This window comes from Thalassovita litoralis, from assembly GCF_900182725.1.
In the GTDB taxonomy this organism is placed as follows: Bacteria; Pseudomonadota; Alphaproteobacteria; order Rhodobacterales; family Rhodobacteraceae; genus Thalassobius; species Thalassobius litoralis.
On the sequence record NZ_FXTO01000004.1, the window covers coordinates 78,836 to 90,215 of the forward strand.

14 protein-coding genes are annotated in these 11,380 nt (G+C 59.3%); 4 read left to right on the forward strand and 10 right to left on the reverse strand.

Annotated elements, in window-relative coordinates:
• The first annotated feature begins 204 nt into the window (after nt 1-204).
• Nucleotides 205-1,341, forward strand: coding sequence for a DUF6456 domain-containing protein (locus FN828_RS05265; protein WP_235891409.1), 1,137 nt, complete (start codon nt 205-207; stop codon nt 1,339-1,341).
• A 25-nt stretch (nt 1,342-1,366) separates the two neighbouring features.
• Here FN828_RS05265 and FN828_RS05270 read toward each other — a convergent pair whose 3' ends face one another.
• Nucleotides 1,367-2,083: a VIT1/CCC1 transporter family protein gene (locus tag FN828_RS05270; RefSeq protein WP_142492351.1), complete on the reverse strand. Its 717-nt coding sequence runs from the start codon at nt 2,081-2,083 to the stop codon at nt 1,367-1,369.
• 216 nt (nt 2,084-2,299) lie between these two features.
• Here FN828_RS05270 and FN828_RS05275 point away from each other — a divergent pair, with 216 nt between their 5' ends.
• On the forward strand, nt 2,300-3,232 hold the full coding sequence (locus FN828_RS05275) for a LysR substrate-binding domain-containing protein (RefSeq protein WP_142492352.1): 933 nt from the start codon (nt 2,300-2,302) through the stop codon (nt 3,230-3,232).
• A 116-nt stretch (nt 3,233-3,348) separates the two neighbouring features.
• On the opposite strand, the gene FN828_RS05280 is transcribed toward FN828_RS05275, so the two are convergent.
• A complete protein-coding gene (locus FN828_RS05280) occupies nt 3,349-3,900 on the reverse strand; it encodes a peroxiredoxin (RefSeq protein ID WP_142492353.1) in 552 nt (183 codons plus the stop codon).
• Nucleotides 3,901-4,155: 255 nt separating this feature from the next.
• Here FN828_RS05280 and lipA point away from each other — a divergent pair, with 255 nt between their 5' ends.
• Nucleotides 4,156-5,106, forward strand: a complete 951-nt coding sequence (gene lipA / locus FN828_RS05285; RefSeq protein ID WP_142492354.1) for a lipoyl synthase — start codon at nt 4,156-4,158, stop codon at nt 5,104-5,106.
• 15 nt (nt 5,107-5,121) lie between these two features.
• Here lipA and FN828_RS05290 read toward each other — a convergent pair whose 3' ends face one another.
• The 4 genes from FN828_RS05290 to hpt form a co-directional block, all read right to left on the reverse strand.
• Complete coding sequence (locus tag FN828_RS05290) at nt 5,122-6,003, reverse strand: c-type cytochrome (protein WP_142492355.1); 882 nt, start codon at nt 6,001-6,003, stop codon at nt 5,122-5,124.
• A 9-nt stretch (nt 6,004-6,012) separates the two neighbouring features.
• Complete coding sequence (locus FN828_RS05295; RefSeq protein ID WP_142492356.1) at nt 6,013-6,480, reverse strand: c-type cytochrome; 468 nt, start codon at nt 6,478-6,480, stop codon at nt 6,013-6,015.
• Nucleotides 6,481-6,573: 93 nt separating this feature from the next.
• Nucleotides 6,574-6,750, reverse strand: coding sequence for a hypothetical protein (locus FN828_RS20455; protein ID WP_185958947.1), 177 nt, complete (start codon nt 6,748-6,750; stop codon nt 6,574-6,576).
• A 3-nt stretch (nt 6,751-6,753) separates the two neighbouring features.
• Nucleotides 6,754-7,299: a hypoxanthine phosphoribosyltransferase gene (gene hpt, locus FN828_RS05300; protein ID WP_142492357.1), complete on the reverse strand. Its 546-nt coding sequence runs from the start codon at nt 7,297-7,299 to the stop codon at nt 6,754-6,756.
• Between the two features lie 70 nt (nt 7,300-7,369).
• Between hpt and FN828_RS05305 the strand changes: the two genes are divergently transcribed.
• Nucleotides 7,370-7,825, forward strand: coding sequence for a type II toxin-antitoxin system RatA family toxin (locus FN828_RS05305; protein WP_142492358.1), 456 nt, complete (start codon nt 7,370-7,372; stop codon nt 7,823-7,825).
• Between the two features lie 84 nt (nt 7,826-7,909).
• Here FN828_RS05305 and FN828_RS05310 read toward each other — a convergent pair whose 3' ends face one another.
• The 4 genes from FN828_RS05310 to FN828_RS05325 form a co-directional block, all read right to left on the reverse strand.
• Nucleotides 7,910-9,088 (reverse strand): ammonium transporter, encoded by a 1,179-nt coding sequence (locus FN828_RS05310; protein ID WP_142492359.1) that lies wholly within the window; start codon nt 9,086-9,088, stop codon nt 7,910-7,912.
• Nucleotides 9,089-9,254: 166 nt separating this feature from the next.
• Nucleotides 9,255-9,728 (reverse strand): CinA family protein, encoded by a 474-nt coding sequence (locus FN828_RS05315; RefSeq protein WP_142492360.1) that lies wholly within the window; start codon nt 9,726-9,728, stop codon nt 9,255-9,257.
• Nucleotides 9,728-10,210 carry a phosphatidylglycerophosphatase A family protein gene (locus tag FN828_RS05320; RefSeq protein ID WP_142492361.1) on the reverse strand — a complete coding sequence of 161 codons (483 nt, stop codon included), beginning with the start codon at nt 10,208-10,210 and terminating at the stop codon, nt 9,728-9,730. Before FN828_RS05320 ends, FN828_RS05315 begins: the two co-directional genes overlap by 1 nt.
• Nucleotides 10,207-11,346 carry a bifunctional 2-C-methyl-D-erythritol 4-phosphate cytidylyltransferase/2-C-methyl-D-erythritol 2,4-cyclodiphosphate synthase gene (locus FN828_RS05325; protein ID WP_142492362.1) on the reverse strand — a complete coding sequence of 380 codons (1,140 nt, stop codon included), beginning with the start codon at nt 11,344-11,346 and terminating at the stop codon, nt 10,207-10,209. The genes FN828_RS05320 and FN828_RS05325 overlap by 4 nt, the downstream gene beginning before the upstream one ends.
• Nucleotides 11,347-11,380 lie beyond the last annotated feature (34 nt).

Consider the following 11,380-nt stretch of genomic DNA (forward strand, 5'->3'; position numbering starts at 1 on the left):
AGAATTGCACATGTTTTCGGGTGTTGCGTTCCCGGCCGTTGGGGCGAACGCAATGTTTGAGAGTTGTTCACCTTTTGGAAACAATTATTGATAAATCGGAAACTGTTAACCAACAGGTAACAATTACACGCGTAGGTTGCGTCCTGTTCTGGGGATAAATTCGTGGAAATCCCGGACAGTATGAATGACCTAAATGGAGTCGACATGCCCCGTAGTATGATGTCCGAGTTGTGTGCCTCGTCCCTTCCGTCATGGGTGCCAGAGGATGCGTTGCGGTATCTGGCCCATACGGAAACCGGCCTGCCGATCCGGGCGCTTGCGCGTCAGGCGGGCTGCCATGCGTCTACCGTGTTGCGACAGATCCGAAAATTGGAAAACCGCCGCGAGGATTACCTGGTGGATGAGGCGCTGTGCCGCCTGAGCCGCGAGCATTTCCAGCGGTTGCGGAAAAAGCCTCAGACCAAGGAAACGGAGACAGTCCCCATGACCGCCCCTTTGCGTATGTCACTTCCCACCGAGACCGAGCAATTTGAAAAAGAAGCTCATCGCATCTTGCGCCGCATGACGGAATGCGGGGCGGTTCTGGCGGTGGCACAGGAAATGGAAAAAGCCGTTGTCGTGCGTGATAATGCGGATAGCGGCACCACGACACGCACGGCGGTGGTGGATCGTGAAATTGCACAGGCTATGGCGCTGAAAGGCTGGATTTCGTGCAAGGCCCCGAGCCGTATTTCGCGCTATGTGATCACGGCCGAAGGGCGCACCGCGTTGACCGAGCTGATGGCCCGGATGGAAAACCGCGCACAAAGCGGATTTGCCGAAGCACAGGCGGGTTTTGCCCCGGCGTCCTCGGGGTGGCAGGGGGACAGCACAGAGGATCGTCGAGGTTCCGGGCGATCCCGTTACGGTGTACCGGATTCGCCGTTGATGTTGCTGGCACGGCGGCGCGATAAAGATGGGCAGCCCTTCCTGTCCGATGCCTTGGTTGCAGCAGGGGAGCGGCTGCGTGAGGATTTTGAGCTGGCTCAGATCGGTCCCAGCGTTACCCAAAACTGGGACCGTTTTCTGACCGGGCGCGACAGGTCTGGTTCGGGGCGGGGGCGGGATGTTGATGCCGGGCCTGCGGCGGCACGGGATCGGGTTGCGGCGGCACTGCGGGATCTTGGGCCGGGGCTTGGGGATATTGCCCTGCGGTGCTGTTGCTATCTGGAAGGACTGGCCAGTACGGAAAAGCGTATGGGGTGGTCCGCGCGATCCGGCAAGATCGTGCTGCGCATCGCCCTGCAACGGTTGCGCCGTCACTATGATGAACAAGGTCAGTCCGGGCAGATGATTGGCTAAGCGGCGGTGTTGGGCGGTGGTGATCCTATCCGCCCACCAGCCACCCCACGGCATAGGCCACCCCGGCGCAAAGCGATCCCACCCCGACCGTTTCCAGCACAGCCAAGCGTAGGCGGGTGCCAGTTGCCAGCCAGCGCAACAGACCAAGGGCCGTTAGCGCGGACAGCGTGGCAAAGGCCGACCAGTACAGGCTGCGTTCTGATGCCTCTTCCAGAAAATAGGGCAGTAGCGGCAAGCAACCGAAAGCCACGAAAGACAAAAAGGTAACAATCCCGTTCAGGGCCGGGTTGTCGTCCTCTGGGGGATGTACACCATGTTTGTGGCATAGCAGAATTTCGGCCATCAATTGTGGTGCGTGGCTCAGGCGGTTGGCCACCTCGGTGGCGTCGGTTCCCGGCAGGCCACGGGCGCACAGCAATTCCCGCATCATGGCGATTTCATCTTCGGGGGCGACAGTCAGCCGTTGAATGTGCTGCGCCCGGCGCACGCGGTATAAATCCTGCGTGGATCGGGACGATAGGAATTCCCCCAATCCCATGCTGACGGCATCGGCGAACAAGTTCGCAAGGCCAAAGATCAGCACAGCCAGACCGCCGATCTGGGCGGCCCCTTCGGCATTGGCACCGGCAAATCCGGCTACAATGGCAAAGGTCGTGACGATCCCGTCATTTCCGCCATAAATGATCTCTTTCAGGTAGTCGCGCAGGCTGGAAAGCGGGGACGGGCGGGGGCGTGTGGTCATGAAATATCCTGAGGGTTGGCGCGTCCAGCATACAGCGCAAACGATTGCCCGCAATGACACGCCCACAGGGACGTCCGGTTTCCCGAACGTCCCCCGACAATCCACAGGCCGCACCTGCCCGGAACTACCGTCCCCGTGGTGGGGATGCGGTGGTTGTGATCGGTTTGATTGATAAATTCCAATTGTAGTTTCTTTTAGGTGGTATAATTTTGAGTTATGAATATCACCTTGCGCCAGTTGTCTTACTTCAATGCCTTGGCTCAGCACCGGAATTTCGGGCGGGCGGCTGAATCTGTGCATATCTCTCAGCCTGCGCTGTCCGTGCAAATCAAGGAATTGGAAACAAGCTTGGGGGGCGCGTTGGTCGAACGTCAGGCCCGCGATGTGCTGCTAACCCCGTTCGGACGCCGTATTCTGGCACAGACCCGTAAGGTGCTGGAGGACGTGCGTGTTTTGGAAGAGGCCGCGCGGTGGAAAGGCGGGTTGTCGGGGCGGCTGGCGTTGGGGGTGATCCCGACCATCGCGCCTTATCTGTTGCCGGGGGCGCTGGCGGCATTGCGGGCTGGTGACATCCATCTGGATGTGCAGATCCAAGAAGGCAAAACCCTGCGCCTGATCGAGGCGCTAAAGGCGGGGATGCTGGATGCGGCTGTGATGGCGCTGCCCGCCGGGGAACCCGGCCTGGTCGAGGAGCCCCTGTTCGAGGATCGGTTTCTTCTAGCGGGGACGGCGGCGCGGCTGACCTCGGCAGGTAATCCCGAAACCCTACGCCCGACCGAGTTGGAGCCGGGGCATCTGCTTTTGTTGGAGGATGGCCATTGTCTGACAGAGCAAGCGCTGGAGGTCTGTGGGCGTGACCGGGAAAATGCTCAGATCAATATGGGGGCATCGTCGCTGGCAACATTATCGCGCTTGGTGGCTGCAGGGTTCGGATTGACCCTGATGCCGGAAATGGCGGCCCTGTCGGAACGCCGTGCTGCCCCCGACATGCAACTGATGCGATTTTCCGGGCCAGAACCGTTTCGTACCATCGGATTGGTTCGGCGGGCATCGTCCATTGATGATGGATGGTTCAGCGATCTGGCAGGGGTGTTGCGGCAGACCGGCCAAGCGTTGATCGGTGAGCTGCGGCAATCGGACGTGGCGTAAGTGGCACACGCCGGGGCGCTGCCCCGGACCCCGGAATATTTGGGCCAAGAAAGAGCCGGAACAGCGAAAGGCCCGAAAGTCTGTCCGGGCCTTTGAAGTCTGAAATCAGGCGGCGCTTATTCCGCAGCGACGGCAGCGTTTTGGGCGTCCAGATATTTCATCAGATTTTCCGGCGAGCTTTCGCCATACGGATCTTCGCCGTGGTTGTCGCCGCGACCGGGTTCTTCGAACCATGCTTCGACGATGCCGTTATTCACGATGGCCGCATAGCGCCACGAGCGCATCCCAAAGCCCAGATTATCCTTGGCAACCAGCATCCCGACCTTGCGGGTAAATTCGCCCGATCCATCGGGGATGACTTTGACGTTGTTCAGGCCTTGGTCCTGCGCCCATTTGTTCATCACAAAGCTGTCATTGACCGACATGCAGTAGATGTCATCAATGCCTTTGGCGCGGAACTCATCCGCCATTTTTTCAAAGCCGGGCAATTGGTAGGTCGAACACGTCGGTGTGAAGGCGCCGGGCAGCGAAAACAGAATGACGCGTTTGCCTGCAAAATAATCCGCAGTGGTCATGTCCTGCCAGCGGAACGGGTTAGGGCCACCCACGGCTTCGTCGCGGACACGGGTGCGAAAGGTAACATCGGGCAGTTTCAGGCCAGCTTGCATTCGTAGATTCCTTTTGGTGCGTTATTTGGGTGATTTAAAACGATTCCAGATTGATACCAAGTGAAATTTCTGCATCGCAGTATTCAGAAAATCATATGTTTTTCGATGGTTGTGGGGATAAGTTCATAATGAACAGGGGGTTATGCTGTTGTGCAGCGTCACCGTTATGCGCCTGTCGCAATGCGGTATTGCGCCGCTGGCGTTTGCGAGGCGTCAGCTTTATAGTAAGGGGATCAAAACAACAGGATGACCAACGTGCGTGACCTCAAGATCCCCGAGCAACGGCACCCGGAAAAAGCGCATCGCGCCGATAATGCGCAGCCTAAAAAGCCAAGTTGGATTCGCGTAAAAGCGCCTGTGTCTGATGGGTATAAGCAGACGCACAAGATCATGCGCGAAAATAAGCTGGTCACGGTCTGCGAAGAAGCGGGATGCCCGAACGCGGGGGAATGCTGGTCGCAGGGCCATGCCACCATGATGATCATGGGGGAGATTTGCACGCGCGGCTGTACCTTCTGCAATATTGCCACCGGGAAACCGCAATCGTTGGATGCGTTTGAACCGGGTCGGGTGGCGGATGCGGTGGCCAAGCTGGGGCTGAAACACGTTGTCATCACCAGCGTCGACCGCGACGATCTGGAAGATGGCGGGGCGGAACATTTCGCGCAAACCATCCGGGCGGTGCGGCATCGTTCGCCGGGGACGACGATTGAAATTCTGACCCCCGATTTCCTGAAATGTGCGCCTTCGGTTCTGGAAACCGTGGTGGCCGCCAAACCGGATGTGTTTAATCACAATCTGGAAACCGTGCCGGGGTTGTACCCCGAGGTTCGGCCCGGTGCGCGCTATTTCCATTCGCTGCGACTGTTGCAACGGGTCAAAGAATTGGACCCGACCATGTTTACCAAATCCGGCATCATGGTGGGGCTGGGCGAAGATAAGCAATCCGTGCATCAGGTGATGGACGACATGCGCGCGGCAGAGATTGATTTTCTGACCATCGGCCAATACCTGCAACCCACGCCAAAGCACCACGCGGTTGATCGGTTCGTGCATCCCGATGAATTTGCAGCCTATGAAAAGGCGGCCTATGGCAAAGGGTTCCTGATGGTTTCCGCGACGCCGCTGACGCGGTCATCCTATCATGCCGGGGATGATTTCGCGCGGTTGCGGGAAAACCGGTTGGCGAAGCTGGGGATGAACTAAGCGCCGTTTGGGCGCTTAGGGCAGGGCTTTCAGATAGGCTGCGATGGCTTGCCTGTCCTCTTTCGGCAGTTTTGACAGGTTTTGAACCACATCGGCCATTTCACCACCGGCGCTGTCATAGTCGGGGGTGAAACCGCTGGTGAAATACTCCACCAGATCGGCCTGCGACCATGTCAGGCTTGCGGGGGTGATATCGGGGATAGTGCCACGCCCGGATGGGTTTGGCGCACCCTGTAGCCAACGAGATTTATCCAGACGCCCCAAAGCGTTACGCGGGGTATGGCATTCGGCGCAATGCCCCAATGCCTCGACCAGATAGCGGCCACGGGCGATTTGGTCTGTCGTGTCTGGCCCGATCCAGTCATCCGAGAAAAACAGCACCTTCCACCCGCCCAAAGATCGGCGGATATTGAATGGAAAACTCACATCATGCGCTTTGCTGGGGGTCGGATCGGTGGGCAGGGTTTGCATATAGGCAAACAGGTCCGTGACATCCTGCGGCGCGGCATGGGTATATGTGGTGTAAGGGAAGGCCGGGTAATAATGCTGGCCGTCGGGCGAGGTGCCTTTGATCATGGCATTTGCCAGATCGGTCAGCCCCCAAGCCCCAATGCCATGCGTTGTATCGGGTGAAATATTCGGCGCGTAGAACGTGCCAAAATCACTGGCGAAGGCGCGGCCGCCGGATAATACCGGCGGGCCGTCATGTTTACTGTCTGGCGCAGTGTGGCAAGACGCACACCCCGCCGCATCAAAGACAAGCTTGCCGTGTTCGGCGTTGCCGTTCAGGCCGCTATACAGCCCGGCATTCACAGTTTGCGGGGCGGTGATAAACCAACCGGCCACCCCGCCCGCAACGGCCAGACCGATCACTGTTGTAACGATTTTACCGGGCATGGGCGTGCCTTAGCTTTCAGGTGCGCGATAGGCTTTGTGGCAGGCACCACAGGCCCCCCCCAGCGGACCCATTGCCGCTTGCAGGGATTCCAGCCCGTTTCCGGCTGCGGCTTCCATCGCGGCGGCTGCCTTGGCCAGATCACCGCCTTTGGCCATCACATCGCCCATGTTTTCCCACATGGCGGGCAGGGCGCGGGTGTTGTCGGCGCTCATGTCATCGGACCCTTCGGGCCACATGCGGGATTGATCCAGCTTGGTCAGCATTGCCAGATTGCCTGCTGCTTTCGATGCGGCATCGGCATCATAGGCCACGGCCCCTTTGGCCATTGCACCCAAAGCGCCCAGATTAAAGGCGTATAAATCCATTTGGGCCTGCCGGGCCTTGATGGCGGCCTTGGCGGCGTCATCCTGTGCATAGGCGCCGGTGGCGGCTACGGCAGACAGGGTAAGGGTCGTCAGAAAGGCGCGAAGGGTCATTTGGCAATACTCCTTGGGTATGATCCTATACAAAAGGATACAGGCATATATGCAAACGGTCATCGCTGCGGTTTTGACTTTTTCGTGATCGGTTCAGCGCGTGGGGCCACCGCGCGGCAGGTTGTGCGCCGTCAGCCAATCGGGCCAGCCGATCCAGCGTTCGATGACATACAGCCCCAGACACAGCGCGATGACAACCAGCACTAAGACAACACGTCTGGCCGAGGGCGGCTTGCGCGCCCACATGGCCATGCGCAGCAGCCAATGCACGGCTCAGGCATCCTCGGTAAAGCGGACCTTACCGATAAAGGGCAGGTTGCGGTTGCGTTGGGCAAAGTCGATGCCATAGCCCACCACAAATTCATCGGGGATGGAAAAGCCGATCCAGTCGGCCTTGATGTCCACCTCGCGGCGGGCGGGTTTGTCCAGCAGCGCGATGATCTTCAGCTTGCGGGGGCGACGCCCCGAAAGCAGGTGGCGGACGTGCGACAGGGTGTATCCGGTATCGACGATATCTTCGACCACCAGCACATCACGGCCTTCGATTTCGCCGCGCAGGTCTTTCAGAATGCGCACCTCGCGCGAGCTTTCGGTGGAATTCCCGTAAGAGGATGCTTCCAGAAAATCCACCTCGACCGGCAGGTTCAGTTCCCGCACCAGATCCGCGATGAAAACGAAACTGCCCCGCAGCAGCCCCACCACGACCAATTTATTGGTGTCTGCGTATTCGCGCCCGATTTCGGCGGCCAGTTCCTCGATCCGGGCGGCGATTTGTTTGGCCGAGATCATTTCATCAATGACATAAGGACGCTGTGGCATGTCTTCCCCTTGAATTTTCGGCCACAGTCTACGAAATATCCCCCCACTGTCACGCGAAAAAAGGGGCGACATGCCGACCCACTCCGAGACCCGCAAACTGCCATATTCGGCACAGCAGATGTATGATCTGGTGGCCGATGTCGCGGCCTATCCTAAATTTCTGCCGTGGTGCGCTGCGGCACGGATACGATCCGTGACCCCGCAAGCGGACGGATCACAGATCATGGCGGCGGATCTGGTGATTTCCTTCAAGGTGTTTCGCGAACGGTTCGGCAGCCGGGTGACGCTGTGGCCGGACCAGAAAAAGATCGACACCGAATATCTGGACGGGCCTTTCCGTTACATGAAATCGAACTGGGCCTTCCGTGATGCCGATGGCGGGTGCGAGGTGGATTTTTTCGTGGATTTTGAATTCCGCAATGCCGTGTTGCAGGGGATTATTGGCGTGGTCTTTAACGAAGCCATGCAGCGTATTGTCCGCGCGTTTGAACGGCGTGCTGCGGATTTATACGGCACTGGGGCGTAACTGGGACGTGACAGCAGCGCGATCGTCGCACAGCAAAAAGGCCGCCCGGTTCAGGGGCGGCCTTTGGTTTTGTGTCATGCGTATTTATGAACTGTGGTCGTAGGCGCGTTCGCCGTGAACGCTTAGGTCCAGACCATTGGTTTCGGTTTCCAGATACACCCGCAAGGGGGTGATCAGCGCCACCAGTTTGGCCAGCGCGACCGATACCACCAGCGTGAAGACCCCGACAATCGCCAGCGTTCCCAATTGCGCGGTCCAGCTTCCGGCGCCAAAGGCCGCGATCATGATGGTGCCAAAGATACCGCCCACGCCATGCACGGCGAACACGTCCAGCGTATCGTCGACGCCGATCTTGTTGCGGACCAAATTAACCGCCTCCTGGCACCCGATCCCGGCAATGGCTCCGATGATCAGCGCCTGAACCGGCGTTACAAACCCCGATGCCGGTGTGATCGAGGCCAGACCCGCAATCGTTCCCGTGACGATCCCAACAAGCGAGGCTTTGCCGTATTTCACCTTTTCCCACAGCGCCCATGTCAGCGATGCCGTTGCGGCGGACAGATGGGTGACGGTCAGCGCCATCGCCGCGCCACCATCCGCAGCCAGTTGCGACCCACCGTTAAAGCCAAACCAGCCGACCCACAGCATCGCGGCGCCGATCATGACGTAACCGGGATTATGTGGCGGGGTGGTTTTGTGTTTGCGCTGCCCCAGCATGACCGCGATCACCAGCGCGGCGATGCCTGCGGTTTCATGAACCACGACACCACCCGCGAAATCCTTGACCCCGACAGCCCCGAAAATGCCGCCATCCGACAGAAACCCGCCGCCCCAGATCCAGTGGGTGACAGGGGCATAGACCAGCACCATCCACAATCCTGAAAACAGCAGGACAAAGCCGAACCCGATCCGTTCCACATAGGCACCAACGATCAGCGCCGGGGTGATAATGGCGAATGTCATCTGGAAGGCGAAAAACAAAACCTCGGGCAGGGTGCCTGATACGGTGTCGGCCGTGATGCCGCCCAGAAACATTTTGCCCAATCCGCCCCAATAGGCCCCGCCATCGCCAAACGCGATCGAATAGCCGATGATGAACCAAAGCACGCTCATCAGGCAGGCAATTGCGTAGACATGCATAAAGACGCTGAGCACATTGCGCGCCCGCACAAGGCCGCCGTAAAACAGCGCCAGCCCCGGCAATGTCATGAATAGCACCAGCGCCGTTGCCACAATGATCCAGGCGGTGTCCGCTCCGTTCATGTGTTCCTTCCTTTCGATCCCGTTGGTTTTTTAGTTGGCGGGGATCAAACGGAAACGCGATGCAAAAGAAAGCGGCAAGGGTGGCTGAGGCTGGTGAAAAAGGGGGCGATTCACAAATTGCGTATAAATTAGGCTTAAAATGGTAGGAATGACGCGTTTTTGCGCGTCATGTGTCTGCTGCCATTTTCAGCAGATTGAGCGCTTTTTCAACAGATGCGGCGCGGACATTGCCGCGCCCGATTGCGCCAAATTCCACCGTTTCCGTGTGGGTGGGGCGGTTTTTTATGGCCAGCCCGAAGCAAACCCGGCCTTCTGGTTTGAACTCGGACCCGCCGGGACCGGCGATACCTGTGATGGCTACGGCGATGTCGGCATCGGAATGGGTCAGCGCCCCTTCGGCCATTTCCTGCGCCACCTGTTCAGAGACTGCGCCGTGCGCGTCCAGCGTGGCGCGGCGGACGCCCAGCATTTGTTCCTTGGCGTCATTCGTATAGGTGACGAAACCGCGTTCAAACACGGCGGACGATCCGGCCACATCGGTCAGCGCGGCAGACACCATGCCGCCCGTGCAGCTTTCGGCGGTGGCAATCCGCAGCCCTTTGGCGCGGGCGACGTTCAGGATCTCGGCGGCCAGTGTCATCAGAACAACACGATATGATACAGGGCTGCGGCGATAATCGTGGCGACCCCGGCAAAGAGCCCGGCCCACAGGTCATCCAGCATCACGCCGGGCGCATCGCCGCGCCGGTCGGCCTGACCCACCAGCCACGGCTTCCAGATGTCGAACAGGCGGAAAAACAGGAATGCCCCAATCGGGCCGGGCCACACCATCGACATATCCCGCATCCAGAACCCGGCAGCCGGGAACAGCATGGCCAGCCACAGACCGGCCACTTCGTCGATCACGATATGGGACGGGTCTTCGCCGGGTTTGTCCTTTAGTTCAACCCCGATGGACCAGAACCCGATTCCAATCGCCAGCACAGTCGCAATCACCAGCGGGATAAAGCCCAGATAGCGTTCAATCCCCCAGCCCACGATCAGCGCGGCCAAAGACCCCCACGTCCCCGAGGCTGGACGCAACAGGCCCGAATAAAAGAATGTGTTGATCAGTTTAATCATAGTTTCACCAATGCGGCTGTGGCCAGTGCGGCAATGCCTTCTTCGCGGCCTGTGAATCCAAGGCGTTCGCTGGTTGTGGCCTTGATGGATACGCGATCCGGTGTCAGCCCCATGATCCGGGCCATTTCCGCCTGCATCGCGGCGGCATGTGGTCCGACCTTGGGGTATTCGCAGACCAGCGTACAGTCGATATTGCTGATCTGAAAGCCGCGTTCGCGCACCAGATCGGCGGCATGGCGCAGGAAGATTTCACTGGCCGCGCCTTTCCATTGCGGATCGGACGGGGGGAAATGGCGGCCAATATCGCCTTCGGCCAAGGCACCATACAGCGCGTCTGTGACTGCGTGCATCCCCACATCGGCATCGGAATGCCCCTGAAGGCCGCGTCCGTGCGGGATTTTCACCCCGCACAGGATCACATGATCCCCGTCACCGAAGCGATGCACGTCATAGCCATTGCCCAATCGTATATCCATCTGTCCCCGCAGTATTTTTTCGGCCCGGTCAAAATCGCCGGGGTGGGTGATTTTCAGATTATCCTCGTGTCCGTCCACGATTTGAACGGACAGGCCAGCCGCGCGGGCGACCTGTACATCATCCGCCGCATCGCCCTGAAATGCGCGGTGCGCGGCAAGCAGATCGGCAAAGCGAAACCCCTGTGGGGTCTGGGCGCGAAACAGCCCGGTGCGATCCTGCACGCCGCTGACCTGCCCGTGATCCCCACGCCACAGCGCATCGGTGACAGGCAGGGCCGGGGCCGCGCCGGGGGCGTCAGACAGGGCATCAATCACGGCGTCAATCACGCTTGCCGGAACACAGGGGCGGGCCACATCATGAATCAGCACCAGATCGGGGGCGGTATCGGCCAATGCCTCTAACCCGTTGCGGACAGACCCGTTGCGGGTATCGCCGCCGTGAACCCCGGTGACACCGGGCAGTGCCAACAGCGGAGCGGCCAGTTCCATATCGTCCGCGTGATGCACCAGAACCACCTGACTGATCGCCGGATGACTGGCAAAGGCCTGAACCGTCCAGTCCGCCACGGGGCGTCCCGCGATGTGCCGCCATTGCTTTGGCAGGCCGCCGCCTGCGCGACTGCCCCGTCCGGCTGCAACGATGATGGCCGCGATCCGCATGAAATCCCCTTGGGTGTGTCCCATCTAAAGGTGC